This window comes from Flavobacterium tyrosinilyticum, from assembly GCF_023656565.1.
In the GTDB taxonomy this organism is placed as follows: domain Bacteria; phylum Bacteroidota; class Bacteroidia; order Flavobacteriales; family Flavobacteriaceae; genus Flavobacterium; species Flavobacterium tyrosinilyticum.
This window is the reverse complement of the sequence record NZ_JAMOKG010000004.1, coordinates 180394-203341: the sequence shown is the minus strand read 5'-3', so window position 1 is coordinate 203341 and position 22948 is coordinate 180394. Positions and strand designations below refer to the sequence as shown.

Annotated in this window: 24 protein-coding genes; 5 read left to right on the top strand and 19 right to left on the bottom strand. The window is 33.1% G+C overall.

Annotated features, from left to right (window positions below; all coding sequences use genetic code 11):
* Positions 1 to 42: 42 nt before the first annotated feature.
* The 3 genes from rluF to NCC77_RS21085 all read right to left on the bottom strand — a co-directional run bounded on the left by rluF (position 43) and on the right by NCC77_RS21085 (position 2498).
* Positions 43 to 876 carry a 23S rRNA pseudouridine(2604) synthase RluF gene (gene rluF / locus NCC77_RS21095; RefSeq protein WP_250837348.1) on the bottom strand — a complete coding sequence of 278 codons (834 nt, stop codon included), beginning with the start codon at positions 874 to 876 and terminating at the stop codon, positions 43 to 45.
* A gap of 107 nt (positions 877 to 983) precedes the next feature.
* Entirely contained in the window at positions 984 to 1331 is a 348-nt protein-coding gene (locus tag NCC77_RS21090; protein WP_250837347.1) for an antibiotic biosynthesis monooxygenase family protein, read from the bottom strand.
* Positions 1332 to 1346: 15 nt separating this feature from the next.
* On the bottom strand, positions 1347 to 2498 hold the full coding sequence (locus NCC77_RS21085; protein ID WP_250837346.1) for a cytochrome P450: 1152 nt from the start codon (positions 2496 to 2498) through the stop codon (positions 1347 to 1349).
* 74 nt (positions 2499 to 2572) lie between these two features.
* Between NCC77_RS21085 and NCC77_RS21080 the strand changes: the two genes are divergently transcribed.
* Positions 2573 to 3247, top strand: coding sequence for an ArsR/SmtB family transcription factor (locus NCC77_RS21080; RefSeq protein WP_250837345.1), 675 nt, complete (start codon positions 2573 to 2575; stop codon positions 3245 to 3247).
* Between the two features lie 206 nt (positions 3248 to 3453).
* On the opposite strand, the gene NCC77_RS21075 is transcribed toward NCC77_RS21080, so the two are convergent.
* The 3 genes from NCC77_RS21075 to NCC77_RS21065 all read right to left on the bottom strand — a co-directional run bounded on the left by NCC77_RS21075 (position 3454) and on the right by NCC77_RS21065 (position 6376).
* A complete protein-coding gene (locus tag NCC77_RS21075) occupies positions 3454 to 4329 on the bottom strand; it encodes an alpha/beta fold hydrolase (protein WP_250837344.1) in 876 nt (291 codons plus the stop codon).
* A 169-nt stretch (positions 4330 to 4498) separates the two neighbouring features.
* On the bottom strand, positions 4499 to 5278 hold the full coding sequence (locus NCC77_RS21070; RefSeq protein WP_177212160.1) for a zinc ribbon domain-containing protein: 780 nt from the start codon (positions 5276 to 5278) through the stop codon (positions 4499 to 4501).
* Positions 5279 to 5281: 3 nt separating this feature from the next.
* Complete coding sequence (locus tag NCC77_RS21065) at positions 5282 to 6376, bottom strand: Nif3-like dinuclear metal center hexameric protein (protein ID WP_250837343.1); 1095 nt, start codon at positions 6374 to 6376, stop codon at positions 5282 to 5284.
* A 112-nt stretch (positions 6377 to 6488) separates the two neighbouring features.
* Here NCC77_RS21065 and NCC77_RS21060 point away from each other — a divergent pair, with 112 nt between their 5' ends.
* Both NCC77_RS21060 and lpxK read left to right on the top strand, forming a co-directional pair.
* A complete protein-coding gene (locus tag NCC77_RS21060; RefSeq protein WP_250837342.1) occupies positions 6489 to 7313 on the top strand; it encodes a KilA-N domain-containing protein in 825 nt (274 codons plus the stop codon).
* Positions 7313 to 8335 (top strand): tetraacyldisaccharide 4'-kinase, encoded by a 1023-nt coding sequence (gene lpxK, locus NCC77_RS21055; RefSeq protein ID WP_250837341.1) that lies wholly within the window; start codon positions 7313 to 7315, stop codon positions 8333 to 8335. The genes NCC77_RS21060 and lpxK overlap by 1 nt, the downstream gene beginning before the upstream one ends.
* Before the next feature lie 24 nt (positions 8336 to 8359).
* Here the strand turns inward: lpxK and NCC77_RS21050 are convergent, their stop codons facing one another.
* From NCC77_RS21050 to lipA, 3 genes are all read right to left on the bottom strand, one after another.
* Positions 8360 to 10531: a tetratricopeptide repeat-containing hybrid sensor histidine kinase/response regulator gene (locus NCC77_RS21050; protein WP_250837340.1), complete on the bottom strand. Its 2172-nt coding sequence runs from the start codon at positions 10529 to 10531 to the stop codon at positions 8360 to 8362.
* Between the two features lie 26 nt (positions 10532 to 10557).
* Positions 10558 to 11556 carry a type I glyceraldehyde-3-phosphate dehydrogenase gene (gap, locus tag NCC77_RS21045; RefSeq protein ID WP_250837339.1) on the bottom strand — a complete coding sequence of 333 codons (999 nt, stop codon included), beginning with the start codon at positions 11554 to 11556 and terminating at the stop codon, positions 10558 to 10560.
* Between the two features lie 74 nt (positions 11557 to 11630).
* On the bottom strand, positions 11631 to 12497 hold the full coding sequence (gene lipA / locus NCC77_RS21040) for a lipoyl synthase (RefSeq protein ID WP_250837338.1): 867 nt from the start codon (positions 12495 to 12497) through the stop codon (positions 11631 to 11633).
* Positions 12498 to 12797: 300 nt separating this feature from the next.
* On the opposite strand from lipA, the gene NCC77_RS21035 reads away from it, so the two are divergent.
* Together NCC77_RS21035 and NCC77_RS21030 are read left to right on the top strand one after the other, a co-directional pair.
* On the top strand, positions 12798 to 13670 hold the full coding sequence (locus tag NCC77_RS21035) for a M48 family metalloprotease (RefSeq protein ID WP_250837337.1): 873 nt from the start codon (positions 12798 to 12800) through the stop codon (positions 13668 to 13670).
* A 197-nt stretch (positions 13671 to 13867) separates the two neighbouring features.
* Positions 13868 to 14740 (top strand): M48 family metalloprotease, encoded by an 873-nt coding sequence (locus NCC77_RS21030; protein ID WP_250837336.1) that lies wholly within the window; start codon positions 13868 to 13870, stop codon positions 14738 to 14740.
* Between the two features lie 52 nt (positions 14741 to 14792).
* On the opposite strand, the gene NCC77_RS21025 is transcribed toward NCC77_RS21030, so the two are convergent.
* From NCC77_RS21025 to NCC77_RS20980, 10 genes are all read right to left on the bottom strand, one after another.
* Positions 14793 to 15173 (bottom strand): PH domain-containing protein, encoded by a 381-nt coding sequence (locus tag NCC77_RS21025; protein WP_095929421.1) that lies wholly within the window; start codon positions 15171 to 15173, stop codon positions 14793 to 14795.
* Positions 15174 to 15235: 62 nt separating this feature from the next.
* Positions 15236 to 15904, bottom strand: coding sequence for a DUF4184 family protein (locus NCC77_RS21020; protein WP_284705101.1), 669 nt, complete (start codon positions 15902 to 15904; stop codon positions 15236 to 15238).
* A gap of 111 nt (positions 15905 to 16015) precedes the next feature.
* On the bottom strand, positions 16016 to 16837 hold the full coding sequence (locus NCC77_RS21015; protein WP_250837334.1) for an energy transducer TonB: 822 nt from the start codon (positions 16835 to 16837) through the stop codon (positions 16016 to 16018).
* 157 nt (positions 16838 to 16994) lie between these two features.
* Entirely contained in the window at positions 16995 to 17546 is a 552-nt protein-coding gene (locus NCC77_RS21010) for an RNA polymerase sigma factor (protein WP_095929424.1), read from the bottom strand.
* A complete protein-coding gene (locus NCC77_RS21005; protein WP_250837333.1) occupies positions 17537 to 18643 on the bottom strand; it encodes a glycosyltransferase in 1107 nt (368 codons plus the stop codon). Before NCC77_RS21005 ends, NCC77_RS21010 begins: the two co-directional genes overlap by 10 nt.
* Positions 18644 to 18728: 85 nt before the next feature.
* Positions 18729 to 19343: an FMN-binding negative transcriptional regulator gene (locus NCC77_RS21000; RefSeq protein ID WP_250837332.1), complete on the bottom strand. Its 615-nt coding sequence runs from the start codon at positions 19341 to 19343 to the stop codon at positions 18729 to 18731.
* 43 nt (positions 19344 to 19386) lie between these two features.
* The gene (locus NCC77_RS20995; RefSeq protein ID WP_250837331.1) at positions 19387 to 19896 is read right to left on the bottom strand and encodes a hypothetical protein; all 510 of its coding nucleotides are present in this window, start codon (positions 19894 to 19896) and stop codon (positions 19387 to 19389) included.
* A gap of 30 nt (positions 19897 to 19926) precedes the next feature.
* Positions 19927 to 20940 (bottom strand): UDP-N-acetylmuramate dehydrogenase, encoded by a 1014-nt coding sequence (gene murB, locus NCC77_RS20990; RefSeq protein ID WP_250837330.1) that lies wholly within the window; start codon positions 20938 to 20940, stop codon positions 19927 to 19929.
* Positions 20941 to 21057: 117 nt separating this feature from the next.
* Positions 21058 to 22107 carry a glycosyltransferase gene (locus NCC77_RS20985; protein WP_250837329.1) on the bottom strand — a complete coding sequence of 350 codons (1050 nt, stop codon included), beginning with the start codon at positions 22105 to 22107 and terminating at the stop codon, positions 21058 to 21060.
* A gap of 99 nt (positions 22108 to 22206) precedes the next feature.
* Positions 22207 to 22884, bottom strand: a complete 678-nt coding sequence (locus NCC77_RS20980) for a DUF2461 domain-containing protein (RefSeq protein WP_250837328.1) — start codon at positions 22882 to 22884, stop codon at positions 22207 to 22209.
* Between the last annotated feature and the right edge of the window lie 64 nt (positions 22885 to 22948).

Below are 22948 nucleotides of genomic sequence, written 5' to 3'. Positions count from 1 at the left end.
AAAATGAAAAATCCCATTCTGGTAGTTGAATGGGATTTTTGTTTATTTATTATCTCCTCTTTTTTTAAATCGAGGATCGTGTTTTGAAATGAAATTTTTTCTTCTAGTTGGAGTGGAAGCTGAAGGCGAAGTTTCAACTTTAGGAAAACTTGCTTCTTCCGTTTTACTCGAAGGCTCAATCAACTGATTTAATTCTTTTATTTCAGCATCGGTTAAATCTCTATATCTTCCAACAGGAACATCCAAAGAAATATTGATGATTCGGATACGTTTTAACGCCGTAACTTCATAACCCAGGTATTCAGACATTCTTCTAATCTGACGGTTTAATCCTTGCGTTAAAATGATTTTGAAAGTGTATTTGCTAATTTGCTCTACTTTACATTTTTTAGTAACCGTATCCAAAATCGGAACACCATTTCCCATTCGCTGAATAAAACGATCTGTGATTGGTCTGTCAACGGTAACGGTATATTCTTTTTCGTGATTGTTTCTAGCACGAAGAATCTTGTTTACGATATCGCCGTCATTGGTCATAAAAATTAATCCTTCACTGGCTTTGTCCAATCTTCCAATTGGGAAAATACGTTTCGGATAATTGATATAATCAACAATGTTATTTTTAACCTCTAAGTTGGTAGTGCATTCAATTCCCACTGGTTTATTGAAAGCCAGATAAACCAGTTTCTCGTTTTTTTCAACGATTAATTTTCCGTCAATACGTACTTCATCATCTGGCGAAACTTTAGTTCCCATTTCAGCCACAGCGCCATTTATTGTAACGCGTCCTTCTTCGATCAATTTATCGGCTTCACGACGAGAACAATAACCAGTTTCTCCTATAAATTTATTGAGACGTTTCAAATTTTCTTCCATACTGCAAAAGTAGGCAAAAGTTTAGATATCTTAGAATTTTAGAATTTAGACTTTAGATTTTAGATTTTTGAGAAAAAACATAGAACCTTAGAATCTTAGCAACTTTTCTACGAATCATGAAAAACTGAACTATCACTCGGCGTTTCTTTTCGATCAAACATTCCGTAATCACGAACCACAGTCGCGATTCTCAAATGATAATCTTTAAAAACTTCATTTCGGCCTTTTGCCTGTGCGTGACGATGCATTTCCAGATTTCTCCATTGCTGAATACTTTCTTCATCTTTCCAAAATGATAAAGACAACACTTTTGAAGGATCGGTAAAACTTTGAAATCGTTCTATAGAAATGAATCCTTCAATATGGTCTAATTCTGGACGCAAACTTGCAGCTATGTCTAGATATTCTTCTTTTTTTCCTTCGTTCGGAATTACTTCAAAAATTACAGCTATCATATTTTTATTTTTTTTTTATTGTAATGAAATCCAGATATTCTTCGGTAATCTGGCATTGATCATGGGTTCGTATTGAATATTATTTTCTAAAATGGTAACGGTTTTAAATTCATTAAACAGAAACCATAAAGCTTCGGTAGTTAAATGAATAGAGAAATGTTTCGCTAGACACATATGACCGCCAATTCCGAAAGTTAGATTTTCAGCATTATTATTTCTTTCAATGTCAAATTTTGATTCATTTTCAAATTTCTTCGGGTCTCGATTTGCCGACGCAAGTACAACTAAAATGGAATCGTTTTTTCTAATTGGGCTTTCGCCGATGATAATATCTCCAACGGCAATTCGTCTAGTATTTTGAATTGGAGGATCAAAGCGCAAAGTTTCTATTACCGATTTTTCAATTTCTGTTTTACTAGAAAAAGTTTTATTATTCAGAATCTGCAATAGCGAATTGCTCAAAATTCCTCTTCCCGCATCAAAACTCTGAATAAATAATCCAATTAAATTGCTAATGCTTATTGTTTTAATTTCGTCAAGCGAATGAGAATTTGATTCCGAAATTTTGGCTGATAAAGATTCATAAAAGTTTAATTGAAAAAGCTGTTTTTCTACGATTGAAAATATTGTTGCTGAAACTTCATTTATAGATTTTACTTGTTCTTCTGTTTTCTGCGGAAGCATTATTTTAACCAAAGATTCTATTTGGTTTGCAATAAACTCACAATCTTTTTCTTCAAAATTAAAACTTTTCAAAACGACTAGAACTGGCAGTTTTTTGCAAACCGAATTTACCCAATCCATTTTATTTTCAACTAAATTGCTTTTTATTAATTGGGAAATAATTGAATTGATATCTACAGATTTCATTTTTGAAAACAACAGCATTGCGATTTCTTTTGAAATTTCATGCTGTATCCCGTTTGATAATCTTGTCAAGTTATTTAAAATTTCTAATGCCTTTTTGTTTAGTTTTTGTTCGTTGTTTGGATTGATAATCGGAATTTCGGCTTTAGGATTTTTCAAAATAGAAACGCAATCTTCATAAGAATATATTGCCCATATTTTATTGTTTTCATCCCAATAAACGGGATTGTTTTGCAACATGGTTTTATAGATCAAATAAGGATCGCTGCTTTCAGATTGAAGGAATAAAGTTGAATTCATGTGGAATGTTTTTAGCAAAGTTATTTAACTTTACAAGGCAATAGTTCATTCTGCACTTAACTATGAACATCTAAATGGAAGATCAATTTATAAAAACAGCATCCTTAATTGGCGACCCTACGCGCGCTTCAATTTTGTGGACTTTAATGGACGGAAGGGCTTTTACAGCTACAGAACTGGCAGTAAGCGTCAACACATCTCCGCAAAATATTAGTATGCATTTAGGGAAGCTTCTCGATGCCGATTTGCTTTGTGTAGAAAAACAAGGACGTCATAAATATTACCGATTTTCAAATAAAGAAGTCGCGTACGCGCTTGAAGCAATGGCAAGTTTAGTTCCGAAACCTGTAGTTGCTTCGAAAAATAAAACTTATCCTCCCATAAAATTCTGCAGAACTTGCTATGATCATCTAGCGGGAAAGATTGGCGTGGCTTTAACGGATAGTTTATTGGAGCAAAAAATAATCGTTAATCAAAATAACACTTTTGAAATAAGTTCAGATGGGGAAAAGTGGTTTTCAGATTTTGGAATTAATTTGGAAGAAGCACAAAAACAAAAACGAATTTTCTTAAAACCGTGCTTGGATTGGAGCGAACGCAGAAATCATATTGCCGGTTCAATTGGAACATTGCTTTTTAATAAAATGCTGAAAGAAGACTGGCTCAGAAAAACTGAAAATTCGAGAGCTATTACTGTTACTGGAAAAGGAGAGAAGGAATTGCTGAAGTATTTTAAGATTGTTGTTTGAAAATTTTAGATTGCAGATTTTAGATTAATAGATTTCACGCAATCTTGTCATTTCGACGAAGGAGAAATCTTCGTGAGAAGCTCGACAAAGATTGGGTTTTCGTTACGGAGTTACTTGCGAAGATTTGCTTCACCTGTTCGCTATCGCTCGAGTCTCCTTCGTCGAAATGACAATACTGCCGTTTTTTAAGGGAAAAACTTAGTGCCTTAGCGACTTAGTGGCTCAGAACCTTCAGGAGAAAAAAGAAACTCAATCACTTTGTCATACAATTCATCATCATGCATTCCGTGTCCTAAACCAGAGGTTTCAATAAACTGACTATTTTTCCAATTGCTTGCTATTTTTTTCCCTTCGGCGAAAGCCACAATTTTATCTGAAGTATCATGAGCAATAAAACCAGGAATAGTAAATTCTGAAGCAAATTTCTGTCCTGAAAAATCGTCTAGTTTAAAGTTGAAACGATTTACAAATTTGGTTTCTAGAAGAGGTAGCATTTTTCTGTTCAAACTAAGCATCGTAATATAATTGTCGATCAAAGTCTTTAAATCAGAAGGTGCGCCAAGAACAACCATTTTTTTAATGCTGGTATTCGGAAACAAATACTGATGATAAACGCAGGCTGCACCACCAATAGAATGTCCTATGATAATTTCTGGCTGGTATTTTTCTACTGCTTTATTGATAAACTCAGCATAAAGTGGCACATTAAATTCTTTTCCGCTGCTTTGTCCATGAGCTGGAGCGTCAATGGCAATAATAGTACTTCCGGATTTTTGAAGGTGAGGTAATGTTTTTTTCCATCGTGCGGCATTGCTTTCCCAACCGTGCACTAATAGGATTTTAGTTTCATTTCCTTTCCAGATGTAGGTTTGAAAATGATGTTCGTTATGATGAAACGTTTCTGTTTCTGTATGTCGCAAAACTTTCGGAAGTTCTTCTTTTTTCAATCGGCCAATTCGCGGTTGGCTAAAAAGAGCATAAGAAAGCTCCATTGCTTTTTGCGGACGCACATAACTCAAAAAATTAATATAAGATCCGACTGATTTTAATGTGATAAAACGAATGCCTTTTTTAATTCCCAAAACTTAAATTTTTTCTAAAGATAAAAAAAGGTCTGCCACGAATTACACAAATGGGCACGAATTTTTTATTCTCAAAACGAATAGATTAAAAAAATAATTTGTCAAAATTCGTGGAATTAGTGGCAAAATAAAGGCAAAAAAAAAGTCCCGATTTAATCGGGACTTGATATTAGAATTTTGCGAACAATTGTTCCATTTTTTCTTTTTCTTCTTCAGCTAATTGCGTATCAACTAAAATTCTTCCAGAATGCTCATCTGTGATGATTTTCTTTCTTGAAGCAATTTCAACCTGAGTTTGAGGTGGAATTGTAAAGAAAGATCCAGCAGAAGCACCTCTTTCGATAGAAACTACAGCTAATCCGTTACGAACACTGCTTCTGATTCTGTTGTAAGCAGCCAATAATCTGTCTTCGATTTGTGCTGCAAATTCAGCAGATTTCTCAGTTAAGAAAGTCTCTTCTTTCTGAGTTTCAGCCATGATAGCATCTAACTCAGATTTTTTATGTTTTAAATGAGAGCTTTTAGCATCAAGTTTTTCTTTTAAATTAGAAATAACTTCTTTTTTGTGCTCGATAGAAGCTTTCATTTCTTTGATTTGCTTTTCAGCCAATTGAATTTCTAATTCTTGAAATTCAACTTCTTTTGTCAAAGAATTAAATTCTCTGTTGTTACGTACTGATTCTTGTTGTTTAGTGTACTTCTTGATAACCTCTTTATGCTCCTCAATAGCAATTTTCTTTGCTTTGATTTGCTCCTCAATCACTTCAAGTTCACCTTTCAGTTTTTCTGAACGAGTGCTCAAACCTGCAACTTCATCTTCTAAATCTTCAACCTCTAAAGGAAGTTCTCCTCTAACGTTTCTGATTTCGTCAATTCTAGAGTCAATAAGCTGTAAATCGTATATTGCTCTTAACTTGTCCTCAACACTTAATTCTTTCGTATTCGTCATATTCTATAAGTACTTAACTGGATTTGTATTTTCTTCCGATAAAATGATTGCAAAATTAAGAATTTTTTTTCGAAGATAATCAACAATATAATTTTTTGTATAGCGTTCGCTCTCAAAATGACCAATATCTGCCAAAAGTAGCTTGTTTTCAGCTTCATAAAACTGGTGATACTTCAAATCGGCAGTCAAAAAAGCGTCGGCTCCAGCCTGAATTGCATTTTTTATGGCAAAACTTCCAGATCCTCCCAAAACGGCAACTTTTTTTATTTTTTTGCCTAAAAAAGCAGAATGACGAATTCCGTCGGCAATCATTTTTTCTTTTACAGAAACAAGGAAATCTTTTTCATCCATTTCAGTTTCAAACTCACCAATCATTCCTAAACCAATATTTTGGTGAGCATTCTTTAAATCGTAAATCTCATAAGCGACTTCTTCGTAAATATGATTCGCAAAAAGTGCTTTTAAAATTCTGGACTGAAGATGTTTTTCAAAAACCACTTCAATTTTAATTTCTTCTCCTGTATGCAGTTTTCCTTTTTCTCCAATTACAGGATTGCTGTCTTCATTTCCTTGAAAAGTAAAAAAACCTTGCGTGTTGAAACTGCAATTGTCATAGTTTCCAATTGTTCCGGCTCCAGCTTCAAACATGGCATTTCGAACTTTATCTGCATTATCTGGAACGGTGAAAGTGACTAATTTTTGAATGAAATTTTGTTTCGGAATCAAAACTTTAGTGTTTATCAATCCTAATGCATCGCAGAAAATTTTATTTACGCCTTGCGAATGATTGTCAAGTGCGGTATGAACGGCATAAATAGCAATATCGTTTTTGATCGCTTTTAAAATAGCGCGTTCCACATAATTTTTGCCTGTAATTTTTTTAATTCCAGAAAATAATATCGGGTGAAAACAAACAACTAGATTACAGTTTTTAGCAACAGCTTCATCAATAACACTTTCTAAGGCATCATGACAGACTAAAACTCCTGTACAATCAGTTTCAGAATCTCCGACTAAAAGTCCAACATTGTCAAAATCCTCGGCGTAAGCCAAAGGAGCCATTTCTTCAAGAGCCGATATAATATTTTTGATTTTCATTTTTAATTTTGTTTCAAGTTGAAGGTTTCAAGTTTCAAGTTTTCGCATGTGGTAAGAAACCTCAAACAAATTAACGAAAAAAATTATACTTTCGTAAAATGAATATGATGGTATGGCTAAGAATAAGAAAATAAATGTTCTGGGAATTGATGTTGCAGTTTATGAGGATAACAAAGAAGATTTTATGTCTCTTACTGATATTGCAAGACAACGAGATAGTGAGCGAAGCGATTATATTCTGCAAAACTGGATGCGAAATAGGAGCACCATTGAATTCATTGGTCTTTGGGAAAAATTTAATAACCCAAATTTTAATTCCATCGAATTCGATGGAATTAAAAATATGGCAGGCTCTAATAGTTTTTCATTAACTCCAAAAAGATGGATTGAAACTACAAATGCTATAGGAGTCGTTTCCAAATCTGGGCGATATGGAGGGACATTTGCACATAAGGATATCGCTTTTGAGTTTGCAACTTGGTTGAGTGCTGAATTTAAGTTTTATCTTATAAAAGAATTTCAAAGATTAAAAGAAGAAGAAAGCAGTAATAAAAAGCTTGAATGGAGTTTGCAAAGGACTATTTCAAAAATCAATTATACGATACATACCGATGCTATTAAAGAAAAACTAATTCCGTTAATTGTAAGTAAAAATCAAAAAAACTTTATTTATGCTGATGAGGCTGATTTGCTAAATGTTGCCTTGTTTGGTAAAACGGCAAAAGAGTGGCGAGATGAAAATCCAGATGAAAAAGGTAATATAAGAGATGGTGCGTCAATTGAACAATTAGTAGTGTTGTCAAATCTTGAAAGTATAAATGCTATGTTGATTCAACAAAATGTAGTTCAAAATGAAAGATTGCTAAAATTGAATGAAATTGCTATTCAACAAATGAAATCTTTAATAAAATCTAATGTTCTGAATAAACTAAAATAATGAACTTACTTCGAAAAATACTTTTTCCATTCGCCATTTTATACGGATTCATTACTTCAATCCGTAATTTTCTTTTTGATAAAGGAATTCTAAAATCCACTTCATTTGATCTGCCAGTTATTGCTGTTGGAAATTTAAGTGTTGGCGGAACTGGTAAAACACCACAAATAGAATACTTGATTCGATTGTTGTCTGATAAATATAAAGTTGCCACTTTAAGCCGCGGTTATAAAAGAAAGTCGGAAGGTTTTGTTTTGGCTAATGAAAATTCGAATGCCGAAATTTTGGGAGATGAACCTTTTCAGTTTTATCAAAAATTTCCAAATATAATGGTTGCTGTTGATGCCAATCGTACAAACGGAATTCAGCAATTACTTTCTCAAAACAAAAAGCCAGAAATTATTCTGTTGGATGATGCCTATCAGCACCGAAAAGTAAAAGCCGGTTTTTATATTTTACTGACTTCTTATGGTGATTTATATGCAGACGATTTTATGCTGCCAACAGGGAATTTGCGTGAAAGCAGGAGCGGAGCACAAAGGGCGAGTATAGTAGTTGTTACAAAATGTCCTAAAATTTTAACAGAAGAAGAACAAACTGAGATTAGATTGAAATTGAAGTTGGAAGGCAGTCAGAAAGTCTTTTTTACTTTTATAGATTACGATATGGTCATTTATGGTAAAAACGAAAAAATTGCCGTTAGCGAAATCAAACCAGAATCAAAATTGCTGCTGGCTGGAATTGCAAAACCAAAACCATTTTTTGACTACCTAAAAAATGAAAGTGATGAATGCTTAACTTTTCCAGATCATCATCATTTTTCTGATGCAGATTTAAATTCAATTCGAAATAAAGCAAACGGAAGAAAAATAATCACCACCGAAAAAGATTATGTAAGATTGAAAGACTCTGAGTTAGTAGATCAATTGTATTATTTGCCAATAAAAAACTCTTTCATCAACCATCAGCAAGATTTTGATGCAACGATTTTAGAGTATGTAAAAGAAAACTCAAAATCTTAGCATCTCAGAAAATTAGTGTCTCAGTTAATCAAAAAACTTAGCAATAGTAGTGTAGAAATCGTCTGGTACAAAAGGTTTTGTAATTACGTCATCCATTCCAAAAGAAAGAAGCATATCTCGGTTTTCATCAAGCGAAATAGCTGTTAAGGCAATAATTGGAGTCGCTTTGTCAAATTCGCGAATCAATTTGGTAGCTGTCGTTCCGTTAATTCCAGGAAGATGAACATCCATTAGAATCATGTCGAAGCGTTTAATTTTTAAAAGCTCGACAGCATCTTCTCCATTGTCAACAATTTCGCAAGTGATATTTTTGTTTTCCAACATTTTGCGAGTGATCATTTGATTGATCTTGTTGTCCTCAATCAATAAAATAGATTTGTTTTTCAATTGTTTGTCATTATAAGGTTTTACTTCTTCGATTACTTCCAATGGTTCATTGTTGATTTTGAAGTTTAACTTGAAGGTAAATGTAGAGCCTTTACCTACTTCACTTTTTAATTTTATTTCGCCTCCTAAAAGTTCTATTAATTTTTTTACAATTGTAAGACCAAGACCTGTTCCTCCATATTTTCTGTTTACTTCGATAGAACCTTGAGAAAAACTCTCAAAAACAGATTGAAGTTTGTCTTCTGGAATTCCGATTCCAGTGTCGACAATTTCGAAATAAACCGTTGCGTTTTCTTCTTCTTGAGAATAGAGTTTTGCGATAACATTTACGTGGCCGTTCTGAGTAAATTTTAAAGCATTGTTGATTAAGTTTAATATAATCTGAGATAATTTTGTTGGATCTCCAATGAGATTGTCAGGAATGGTTTTGTCTATTTCTAGGTTGAAGTAATTTTTATTGGCGGTTGCCAGTTCTTTTAATGAACTTTGAATATTGAAAAGCAGTTCTTTAAGATTAAAACTGATATTTTCAACTTCGACTTTAGTCGAATCAATTTTGTTGATCTCTAAGATTTCGTTGATAAAAGTGGTCAAATAATTCCCAGAGAATTTTAAAGATTCTAAGTATTTTAATTGTTTTTTCTTCGGTTTGTCTTCCAGTAGAATATGGGTAATTCCGTTAATTGCGTTCAAAGGTGTCCGGAGTTCATGACTTACTGTAGACAAAAATTCAGATCTTGCTTTTGATGCTTTTTCAGCTTTGTTTTTGGCCAGAATCAATTCTTTATTCTTTTCCCGAAGCAATAAATTGTTCTGGTTTCTGATAATATTGTTTTTGTACAGTGCTAAACTCAAAAGAGATAAAATCGAAATCAAAGCAATTGCCAAAATACTAACCAATTTAGAATAGCGATATGTTTTGAGTTGAAATTTTTCTTCGCTTTCTTTCTTAATTGTGTTGCTTAAAGATTGATTTTTTTTAAATTTTTGAAATTCATCCAAATCAATTTTGGCATTTTTTAGTTTTAGCATATAATTTTCCAGCTGATAATGCTCGTCTAGGTAGGAATATGCCAAATCATAGTTTTTATTTTGTTTGTAGTATTGGCTTATGGCTAAAACGATTTTCGATTTCTTCGGAAAATCATTGATTTTGTCATTGTAATCTAAGGCTTTATTAAAATATATAATTGCCGAATCATTTCTCTTAAGTTGCCCTTCAATTAAACCAAGCTGATAGTAGGTATCTACTTTGGTTTTTATAATTGCATTGTTGTCTGGTTTTTTAGTGATCGCTTTAAAAGTCTTTAGAGCCGATTTAAGATCGTTATTGGTTTTAAATGCTAAAGCTTTCTGATAGTTTAATATTTCTGCATTATCATTGATATTCAGGTTTTTTAGTAAATCTTTGGCTTTTGTATAATAAACATTAGCCGTTTTGTAATCGCCTTTTGCAGTATTGGTTACGCCAATATAATGCAATGCCAAAACTTTTGTGCAGCTTGGTTTTAAAGTATCAAATAAAGAAACCGTTTTATGGAAGTTTTTTAAAGCGTCTTCAAATTTTCTCTGATTGTAATAGATTTTTCCAAGCTTAAAAGTCTGATTGGCCAGGTTCTCTTTTTTGCCATTTTCTTCGCAGAAATTAATCGACTTTTCGGTGTAATAAACCGCCTGATCAAACTTTTTATTGTTAAGGTTAGAATTAGCCAGCTTGTTATAATAGGTAATACTATCTGTATTCTTTTTAGCTTGAGAATACAAAAATGAGTTAAAAAAACAAACAACAATAAAAAGATAGTATTTCATGTATGGCAATGCTATTACAATGAATCTTATTTTTTCCTTATCAGTAAAATTAAATCGATCAATCTTGATGAATAGCCAATTTCGTTATCGTACCAGCCTACAACTTTTACCATTTTATCGATAACCGAAGTTAGCTGTGCATCAAATAAACAAGAATTTGTATTGCCAATTACATCAACCGAAACAATCGGATCTTCGGTATAATCTAATATTCCTTTTAAATTTGTTTTTGAGGCTTGTTGGAATGCTTTATTTATTTCTTCAATGCTCACGGCACGTTTTACATTGAAGGTTATGTCTGTTAATGAACCGTCTGGAACTGGGACTCTAATACCACAGCCACCCATTTTATTGTGCAATTTAGGAAAAATTTTTGTTAATGCCTTAGCTGCACCTGTAGTTGTTGGAACAATCGACTGGCTGGCACCTCTCGCACGGCGTAAATCCTTATGTGGCTGGTCATGAAGACTTTGGTCTGTCGTGAAAGAATGTATAGTCGTAATGTAAGCTTGCTCAATTCCGCACAATTCTTCGATAATTTTGATCATCGGAGCTGCATTGTTTGTTGTACAGCTTGCATTAGAAACTATATCTTCGTTTCCATCCAAAATATGTTCGTTTACACCAAGAACTACCGTTTTGATCGTGTCAACTTCTGATGGAGCAGAAAGAATTACTTTTTTTGCTCCAGCTTCCAGATGCGCATTTAATTCTTCATGCGTTTTATATTTACCTGTCGATTCAATCACAATATCAATCGAATGCGACTTCCAGTTTATGTTTGAAATGTTTTTTTCATGAAAAAAGAAAAAATGCCTTCCGTCTACAATGATACTATTTTCGTCATGACTTACTTCTGATTTCAAAACACCGTGAATACTGTCATATTTAATTAAATGCGACATGGTTTTGTTGTCTGCAATGTCATTTATAGCAACGACTTCGATTTCGGGGTGATTTAAAAGCAATCGGAATAAATTTCTTCCAATTCTTCCAAATCCATTAATAGCAATTCTTGTTTTCAATTTTTTATTTATTCGTTTAACTGTTTAATCGTTTAATCGGTTTTACAATTAAACGATTAAACGATTAAACTTTTTTATAAAATATGTTTTTGCGCTTTATAGGAAGAACGAACAAGAGGTCCGCTCTCAACATGTCTGAAACCTAAATCAAGACCAAATTTTTCATATTTGGCAAATTGTTCAGGTGTTATAAATTCTTTTACAGGAAGATGTTTTTTACTTGGCTGTAAATACTGTCCAATTGTTACAACATCTACATTTGCATTTCTTAAATCGGTCATAGTCTGGAAAACTTCTTCTTCAGTTTCTCCAAGACCGAGCATAATTCCAGATTTTGTTCTGTTGATTCCTTTTTCTTTCAGATAACGAAGTACTTCTAAACTTCTGCCATATTTAGCTTGAATACGAACTTCGCGAGTCAAACGTCGTACAGTTTCCATGTTATGCGAAACAACTTCAGGATTTGCTTCTACAATACGATCAAGGTTTCTTTCAATTCCTTGAAAATCTGGGATCAAAGTTTCAAGAGTAGTTTGAGGGTTCATTCTTCTGATGGCTCTCACGGTTTCCATCCAAATGATAGAACCACCGTCTTTAATATCGTCTCTGTCAACGCTGGTGATTACAGCATGTTTGATATTCATGATTTTAATAGAACGAGCTACTTTTTCAGGCTCATCCCAATCTATCGTTTCTGGTCTGCCTGTTTTTACACCGCAGAAACCGCAAGAACGCGTACAAACATTTCCTAAAATCATGAAAGTTGCTGTTCCTTCGCCCCAGCATTCTCCCATGTTGGGACAGCTTCCAGAAGTACAAATGGTATTTAAACTATATTTATCAACTAAACCTCTAAGTTCAGTATATTTTTGTCCGATAGGTAATTTTACTTTTAACCACTTTGGTTTTGTGGTTTGTATATTTTCAGTGACTGTTTCCATATATCAATGTTCAAAGTACAAAGATACGGAATGTAGTTTATTTTGAGATGTTTATTTGCTTTTCCTTTACATATCATGTTTGCGAGAGATATTGAAGATAATTGCGTTAAATTGTTAATAGGTTGCTTTTAAAAATATTTAAAGGCTGTTTTTTTAGCTTGTATTTAATGTTTTGATGTTCGATTTGATTTTTATCGAATATAAAGTTTTAACCTTAATCTGTTACAAATTTGGCTTCTTAGGATCTTGTGAGAAATAGGCTGTACTAATTTTGCTTTTAATTTTAACAGTTTTAAAAACATGAAAAAAAGAATTATTTTGTTAGGGACTTTATTTGCAATTTTAAGCTTTACCAAAACAAATGCGCAAATACTTTCAGATAAAACTATGGGAGCTTTAGGAAAAGGTGTTTCAGGATTTGCTTTTAGTGATGCAGATGCAGCAGCTTTAGCCAAGCAATCTATTGCAGAAATGGATGCAAATAATCCAGTTGCCGATTCAAAAGATGGATATTCAATTCGTTTAAATCGTTTATTTGGGAAACACATCGCAAATGAAGGAGTTACTTTAAATTATAAGGTATATTTAGTAAAAGATATTAATGCTTTTGCGTGTGCTGACGGAAGTGTTCGTGTGTTTGCAGGTTTAATGGATATTATGGATGATAATCAATTGCTTGCTGTTATTGGCCATGAAATTGGACATGTTGTTAATCATGATACAAGAGATGCGATAAAAGCGGCGTATAAAAAAGAGGCTTTATTGGATGTTGCATCATCGCAGTCAGGAAAAATTGAGACTTTGACCAAATCTCAATTGGGTCAAATAGGAAGTGCAATGATTGATAGCAAACACAGCAGAAAGCAGGAATCTGAGGCTGATTCATTTTCGTATGATTTTATGAAAAGAAATGGTTATGATGTAAATGCTGTAGAGTCAGCTTTTAGAATTCTTCAAAATTTAAGTGAAGGTGCAGAGGCTTCTTTTATGACCAAAATGATGAGTTCGCACCCTGACTCTGGCAAAAGAGCAGACGATGCTAAGAAAAAAGCAACAAAAGATGGTTTGTATCATGTTTATGAGCAACAGAAAATTGTCAATACAACTCCTGTAACGTCGACAAAAAAGACAACCACAGCAACAAAGAAAACAAGTACAGCAAAAAAGAAATAAGCTATACATGATTCAAGACCGGTAAATCTAAAGAGTTTGCCGGTTTTTCTTTTTAGGATAGAAGCAAAATCCATTATAGATTGATTATCAGCTCATGAAAATGTTATATCTTTATTTGTTGAAAAACAAGTTTTGTGTGAAATTAAAATAGCATTTTGTTATGCTACATTTGTTGTTAAATTGTAATTGTAAAAAATATGAAAAAGAAATTTATAATAGGAGGACTTTTATTTGCAGCATTTGGTTTAACTAAAATGAATGCACAGATTAATTTTGGCGATAAGGCTATTGGTGCAGTTCAAAAAGGTGTTACAGGTTTTACTTTTAGTAATGCCGATGCAGCAAAACTATCTAAGGAAGCAGTTGATAAATTAGATGCCGAACATGAAATTGCTGGACCAACAGATGGCTACACTTTAAGATTAAATCGTGTTTTTGGAAAACATGCTTCTGGTGACGGATTTACTTTAAATTATAAAGTATATAAGTTGAAAGAAGTAAATGCTTTTGCAACTGCAGACGGAAGCGTTCGTGTATATTCAGGTTTAATGGATATTATGGACGACAATGAATTAATTGCTGTAATTGGGCATGAAATCGGACACGTAGCAAACAATGATTCCAGAGATGCTATTCGCGCGGCTTATCAAAAAGAAGCTTTAATGGATGGAGCAGCTTCTCAGTCAGCAACAGTGGCGACGGTTACCGATAGTCAGCTTGGAAAAATTGGAAGCGCAATTATTGATAGTAAATACAGTCGTAAACAAGAATCTGAGGCAGATTTATTTGCTTACAATTTCATGAAGAAAAATGGTTACGATGTCAATGCTGAAGAATCTGCTTTTAGGATTTTAGCAAAAATGAGCGAAGGATCACAAGCTTCGTTTATTGATCAAATGATGAGCTCGCATCCAGATTCTCAGAAAAGAGCAGATGAAGCTAAGAAAAGAGCAGAAAAAGACGGTTTGTATAAACCTTATGTGCAACAAAAGATTGTAAATACAGTTCCAGCAGCCACTACAACTAAAAAAGCGACAACTACTAAGAAAACTACAACCAAAAAGAAATAAGAGTTGTGTGTAATCATAAAAAACAAACCCGGCATTTTGCCGGGTTTATTTTTTATCCTAAAACATGAAAAGCAAGAATCTTTTGCACTTCATAAACATTAACCGATTTATTAAATTGTTTTACAATACTCGGATGTTGTTCGCTTGAAATCCAGATTTTTAATTCGGCATCCAAATCAAAAGTTCCAGCTGTTTCTACACTAAAACGAGTAATGCTTTTATAACCAATAGATTTGTATTCTGTTTTACTTCCTGTAATTCCTTGTACATCAACCAAGATTAATCTTTTGTTGGTAAAAATAAAAGTATCGCGAATAAGTTTAAAACCCATTTCGATTTCTTCATTTGCCGTCAAAAGTTGCCCGTACTTCTTAATTAAATCTTCCTGACTTACAGAACCTGCATTGCCAAGAATTGCTGAAAATATTCCCATTATTCTGTTTTAATTTAGTTAAAATGATTTCCGTTTTGAAGGAGTAAATGTAGTCGATTTTGTTAATTTTTTGGGTTTGATTTAAATTTAATTATTAACGGGACTACTGTTATTGCAATTAAAAAGGATGCTATAAAAGTCACAATTAAATTTCCAATATTTAAAGCTTTTGGATTTAATGCAAATCTCATTGATATAATCGTAACGGTAAATAAAACAACAGCAATCCAATACAGTTTATTAATAGCGGTTTGGGGATAAAAAACTTTTGGAAGTTTAGAGAAGGCATATACTATAACAATAATTCCAAAAAGAGTGCTTGAATGCTGCGCTATTTTCCAAAACGGAATTTCTACTCCAAATACTGATACGATGTTTTGAAAAGCATCAAACTGATTGACAAAATAACCATGTTTATGTGTAAAAGCATCCCAGAAAATATGGGAAAATATTCCAACCAATAAAGAGATTAAAACGATAAACCAATTTCTTTTAAAATAAACATTCCAGTCAAAATCTGCAAAAATTAGAATTCTGTTTTTTATAAAAAATGGAAGATTTTGAAACAAGAGATTTTTAGTTAAATTATGAAAGAGAAAAGTTAGTAAAAGAGCAAAAGGTAAATCAAACCAGAAAATACCATTTAGAGTATGGCTGTAATCACTTTTAACTTTCATGCGGAGAAAATATTCGAAATCAGGAGTAAGACTTCCGATTACTAATGCTGTTATAGAAAACCATTAAGGCTGAGTTTTTAATTAGATAGAGTTTTATTGATGAATTAAATGTAAACAAAAAAGCAGAACTTAAGTTCTGCTTTTTCACTTTTCAAAATATTTATATTATTCGACTTCTGTTTTTATTGTGATTGGAAGGTTGTATGCAGTTCTCACTGGTTTTCCGTCTAGAATTCCTGGAGCCCATTTTGTTTTCAATGATTTAAGAACTCTAATCGCTTCTTTTCCCACTCCGTAACCAGGATCGTTTTTTACCATAATATCTGTAAGCGATCCGTCTTTTTCAACTACAAACGATACATACACTCTTAATGTTTTTTCTACATCAAGTTCTGGTCTGCGGAAATTGTTTCCAACATACTTGTAAAACTGTCCAATTCCACCTGGGAATTCTGGAAGCTTGTCCAAAACCGCAACAGAAACAGGATCGTTGGTTGGCGGTGCAACCGAAGCAACATCTCCATTTCCTCCAGAAGAAGGCATTGCATTAATTGCAGGCCCATTTCCAGTTGTATTATTGTCTGTAGCAGGTACATTTTCTGTATTTGCTGCAATATTTTCAACTGCATCTTGTGTTCTCGCAACTACAGGATTTGTTAGCTGTACCGCATCTGTTTTTGGTGCTGAACTATGTTCAACCACAGGTGCAGGTGGAGCTGGCGGTGGCGGCACAACAATTGGATCCACGGGGATAACCGTAGGTTTGTAGATTGTTGGTTCTGGCTCAACTTCGATAGTTGAAGTCGTAATTTTACTAATAAGTACAGGTGCACTTCCTAAAGCCGTTATTAACAATAAACCCATAAAGAGAGCTGTAACAGAGTTTTTGGAATTCTCCTGACGTAGCTGATAAGCGCCGTATTCTTTGTTTTTGTTCTCGAAAACAAGATCGGTCCACTTGTTTTCATAAATGCTTAATTTAGACATAATTTTTGGGTTTTAAGGTTAAGTAACTTTAAATCATACGCAGAAAAGGTTTAGGTTTGAGCTAACAACGTAAAAGTTGCAGTTTTATTATTATGGAAATCTGTTTATTTTAAGAATAAAACGAGTAATTATTTATTCTTTATTTAAAGATAATAAATTATCTGTTACGTTCGATAATTTCGGCTAATAATTTTTTAGCTCGCAAAAGTTTCACTTTGACGCTACTTAAGGGTTCGTTTATCTTAACGGCAATTTCCTGATAAGACATTTCCTGAAAATAACGAAGCTGAATTACTTCTTGATAGTGTGGTTTAAGTTCTTTGATGCATAGAAGCAGACGGGAAAGATTCTGTTCTTTAATTAAAGCATCTTCTGCAGATGGAGTAGGGTCGGCAATATTATATGCCTGCTGGTCTTCGTTGTCTGTGATTTCTATAAAAAGATTGGTTTTCTTTTTTCGAAGCAAATCAATATAGACATTTTTTGCAATTGCAATAAGCCAGGTGTTAAACTGAAATTCTGAATTATAAGAAGCTATTTTATCAAAAGCTTTAGAGAAAGTTTCTATGGTAATATCTTCTGCGGTGGTTTCGTTTTCGGTTCGTTTGAGCATAAACGAATACACCTCATTCCAATAATGATCTAATAAAAAAGTAAAGGCGATCTGATCGCCTTTTTTTGCTTTTTCTATTTTAGAATTTATTTCCAATATACGGGTTTTGAAAAGATATTAGTTATAAAGATATTAATTTGCGTTAATATAAGCGCTATCTCAACAACTGGAAACCAAATTTTAATATCTTTTTCTTTTAATTTTCCTGCTGAAAATCCAATTACGGTCCATACAACCGTATAGCGTGTTGCTAAAATTGCTAATACGGCAATCCATTGGAATTGAAATGCTAATAATACAATAACTAATAAAAAGAAAAATAATTGTGAAACGAAGAATAATCCTAACTGCATTTTATCAAAGAACTTGTAATGTTCTGCGGTAGAAATATGTCTTCTTTTCTGAGTAAACCATTCCTTGTAAGTGGTCTTAGGTTTTGAATAGGTAAAACTTTCAGGCGTATAAGAAATAGTAGTATTTGTTTTATTTGCGGCCTGATTAATGAATAAATCATCATCGCCAGAACGAATCTGAATGTGGTCAATAAAACCATTTACATTAAAAAACTCTTCTTTCTTGTAAGCAAGATTTCTGCCGACTCCCATATAAGGAAGTCCCATTTTTGTCCAAGAAAAATATTGTATTGCTGTTAAAACAGTTTCAAAGCGAATAATTTTGTTTAAAAACGAACGCTCTACTTTTTCATAACCTCCATATCCTAAAACGATTGTTTTGTTCATCGTAAAATGAGAAGTCATAGAAGTAATCCAATCTTTTGAATTTGGGAAACAATCTGCATCTGTAAAAAGTAAATAATCTTTTTTCGCCGCTTTTATTCCAAGCGTTAAAGCGTATTTTTTATTTCCCCAGAAAGCCTCATTATTTTCGACTTTTACCAAACGGATATTAGAGAATTCTTTTTCAAATTCTTCAAAAACTTCAAGAGTTTCATCGCTAGATGCATCGTCAATTAAGACAATTTCAAAATCTGGATAATCTTGCTGTGCCAAAAGCGGAACGTATTTTTTTACATTCTCTTCTTCGTTTTTAGCGCAAACAATTACAGAAACTGGTAGATTTTTAGGCTTCACATGTTGTGGCTTGGCAAAAGCAAATTTCCCAAAAACTCCTAAATAATAAAATAATTGAACTACGACAATAGCAATAAAAAAGTAAAATATGTATATAAGCATCTGATTTATTTGGTTCTATTAATTTTCACGTTCTGCGACTGCAAATGTACTTATCAATTCGATAATTTCAATAGCTAAAGCAGATTTACTTTCGGCATTTTGACATTTCTTTTGCAACAGCAATAGACTGAGGGTTTTCGGTTTTTTCCAATTCCGAAATTATGTTTTTATAATTATGATCGTCGCGGTTTTGGGAGAGTTTTTTTGTGGCTTGAATTTCGTCAATTTCAATTTCAAAACCAAAAATTCCTCGAGCTTCTCGCATTGTTTTTTCAGATAAATCTTCAACTCGTACTGGATTCTTAGAATTCGCTTCGTATTTGTCTACAAGCTTTTTCAATTGTTCTACAGAAGTTTCGTAATCCACAATTTTGATTCTTCCGTAAATATGTACAGCTAAATAATTCCAAGTTGGCACATTTTCATGATCGTACCAAGAAGAAGAAATGTAACTGTGTGGACCTGTAAAAATGGCCAAAATCTGATCGTTTTCTCTGAAGCCTTCGGCTTGCGGATTCAGTTTTGAAATATGTCCTTGCAAAATTTCTTTTCCGTCAGCATTCACTTCCAATTCTATCGGAATATGAGTAGCGCATAATTTTCCGTTGGTCTGATTAATCAGGATTCCAAAACTATTTTCTTTCAAAAAAGCTCTGATTTCCTCTGCATCTTCGTTTTTATATAAATCAGGTGTGTACATTATTTGTGGTTTAAGAAAGAGGTTTTACAAATAAACTCAAGGTTTAATTCTCAATTGTTGCTTTGTTTAAGTTGAACAATTTTGAATTTGCGCCGAAATAAATAAGGACAAAACCAATAATGGTAAAGATAATTCCTTCTATTAAACATTGTATGGCAAAACTATCTGAAAGCAATACTCTAAGTGGTCGGAAAAGATGTGAAAATATTTCTTTTCTGAAAAACTTTAATCTTAAAAGAATGTATAGCGCAAGTGCCAATAATATAGTATTTATAGAAGAAAGTCTGTTTTTCCAGTTCAGGAATGCCACATAAAAAATGCCAACCACAAGAGCTAAAAAGATCCAGATATAGACACTTGGCCAGAAATTTAAAGCATCTTCATTTGTAGGGAATAATCTATTCCAGATTTCAGGTTTCTGAAATTGAAATTGATGCTTCATGCAAATAATTTTATCTGCAACAGTAAATAATCGTAATTGATAAATGCCATCAATTAGGAAAATCATTCCTAAAAAATGAATTATAAGAATCCCTACGTTTAATTTTTTCATTAAAAAGATTTCATTAATGAAGTTTTGTTTTTAAATCACATTTACTTCTGCCTCAATTTGAATGCCGAATTTTTCAAAAACGGTTTTCTGAACTTCTTTTGAAACGGCTAAAATTTCTTGTCCTGTCGCGTTTCCGTAATTTACTAAAACTAAAGCTTGGTTTTTATGCACTCCAGCATCTCCAAAACGTTTTCCTTTAAAACCTGCTTGTTCAATCAGCCAGCCAGCAGGAACTTTTACTTCGGTTTCTGAAACTTCGTAAAATTTCATTTCTGGGAATTTTTGGTGGATTTTCTCAAAATCAGATTTCAATAAAATCGGATTTTTGAAGAAACTTCCGCTGTTTCCTAGTTCTTTCGGATCTGGTAATTTGCTTTGTCTAATAGCGATTACGGCATTACTCACATCTTTTAATGTTGGTTCTGTAATATTGTTTTTAGCCAATTCAGCCAAAATATCTCCGTAAGAGGTATTGATTTTATGATTGCGTTTGGTTAATTTAAATATAACCGAAGTAATAATATATTGGTCTTTTACTTCATGTTTGAAAATACTTTCGCGGTAGCCAAAATTACATTCAGCATTGTTGAAAGTTCTCATTTCCTGAGTTTCAATATTCATGGCTTCGCAAGAAACGAAAGTGTCTTTAATCTCCGTTCCATAAGCGCCAATATTCTGAACTGGCGTTGTGCCGACATTTCCTGGAATTAGAGACATATTTTCTAATCCGCCAAAATTATTGTCGATTGTATAAAGTACGAAATCGTGCCAAGTTTCTCCAGCCTGACTTTCAACCCAAACAAAATCGTCGTCTTCTTTAATTGTTTTTTTGCCTTTTAAATCGATATGAATCACCAAAGCGTCAATATCTTTTGTCAAAAGCATATTGCTTCCGCCTCCTAAAATAAATTTTTTCTCGTTTTTGTTTGCTGCTAAAACTGTTTTTAATTCAGCAATAGAATGAACGGCAACAAATTGTTTGGCACTGGCTTCAATGCCGAAAGTATTATATTTTTTTAAAGAAAAATTGGATTGGATTTCCATAAATAAAAGGCTTTTTAATATAGTTCAAAAGTATGAATTATAATTTATTTGTGGCTGTATTTTACCGCAAAGGCACAAAGTTTACGCAAAGTTCGCTAAGCTTTGCGTTCTTTGCGTTTAAATATCATGCAGATTCAGCAATTCATGATACTTCTCCGAAATAACCTTCATATTAATGTCATAATTCGCATTTTCCTCCACAAATTTTCTATTTCGAGTAATCGCTTCGTTTCGCAATTGGGGATTTTCAAAAGACCAGATTAATTCATTGGCTAACATTTCAGTGTCGTCAATTGTAATTAATTGACCATTTTCTCGATGTTTAATCCAACTTTGATTTCCTGGAATATCAGAAACAATAGGAAAACAATTAGAAGCCATTGCCTCAAACAAAGAGGCCGAAACGCCTTCGGTAATTGGCATGCTGATATAAATATTCGATTGCTGTAATAATTTTGGAAGTTCTGTGTTTGGGATTCTTCCTGTAAAAATCACTTTATTTTCGATTTGCAGCTCTCTCGCCAAATCTTTTAAATATTGCAGTCTTGTTCCGTCTCCAACAATCGTTAATGAAATATCAATTCCTTTTTGATTCAAAATTCCGAAAGCTTTTAAAATAGAATCGTGTCGGTATTCTGGCTGAAGCGAGCGCGTAACAATTGCTTCAATTTTGTTTGAATTATTTGTTGATGGAGTAAAAAGCGACAAGTCAATTCCTTTAGGAAGAATCAGAACTTTGTTCATGTTAACTCCAGAAGCTTTCATGTGAATTGCCATAACGGGACCCCAAGCATGAATTAAATGTGCTTTTTTGAAAGCGTATTTTTGGATGAATTTTTTAAAAGGATACAATTTAGATTCTTCAGGCCATAAATCGGTTCGTCCTTGCTGTGCGATTGCAATGGTTTTAGAGCCAGAAATCGCTGCAAGAAAACCATAACTAGTGGTTCTTTCAGCAATTACCATGTCTGGTTTTTCTTTTTGGATTGTTTTTCGAATAGAAAGGGGAGAGAAGAAATACTCTAAAATACGTTTAAATCTATGGTTGTTAGAAGTTTGAAGTTCCCAAGTAATAATTTCAAAATTACCAAATTCTTTCAGGCCTTTCATCCAAGTGATAGCATCGGCGCGATAAGATTCTCCAAGAAAAAGTATTTTCCTTTTCATTCTGTTGTTGTTTTTTGCCACAGATTAAAAAGATTAAAATGATTTTGCAATTGCGAAAAATTAATCTGTGAGAATCTGTGAAATCTGTGGCAAATAAAACTAAAATTCTTCAGTATCCAAAGCGCGGTTGATGAATTCGTTTAGAGGTTTTAAAGCAATAAGTTTTTGGCTCATTTTTTTTACGAAATCTTTTTCCGTCACCTCAGAAACATTATAAACCTGAGTTGCGGTGAAACTTTTTAATTTTAAAAACTCAATTGCAGGATGATCTTTTTCATAACCGCGAGGCATGCTTTTAAGTGAATTGTTTTCGTTGATGTCTAAACTTCCAAATTCTTTCTTGAAGTTTTTGTTGTTTAAAATTTCCTGTAAATCTTCGTAAAAAAAAGCGATTTCTTTACGGACTTTCTTTAAGTCTTCCGCTTCAGGCGAATAAAATCCGCCAGCAATAAAACTCGCACCTTTTTCTATATGAACATAATATCCGGCACGATTTGCGCCTTTTGCACCAGCTGACATCCAAACGCCTAAATGTGCTTTATAAGGAGATTTGTCTTTAGAAAAACGAATGTCACGGTTTATTCTGAATGTGCAGTTTTTAACTTCCAATAATTCCAATGAAGGATCAAGCGGTTTCATCGCATCTAGAAAATCGCTTACCAATTGATGGTAATCTTTCTTAAAAACTTCATATCGTTTTTTATTTTCCTGAAACCATTCGCGGTTATTGTTCTTTTTTAAATCGTCTAAAAATTGCAATGATTCTTTCGTTAACATAATCCTTATATATTTTATTGCAGTTGTTTTTAAGTTTTTTTTGTTCAGGCTAATTTACTGATTT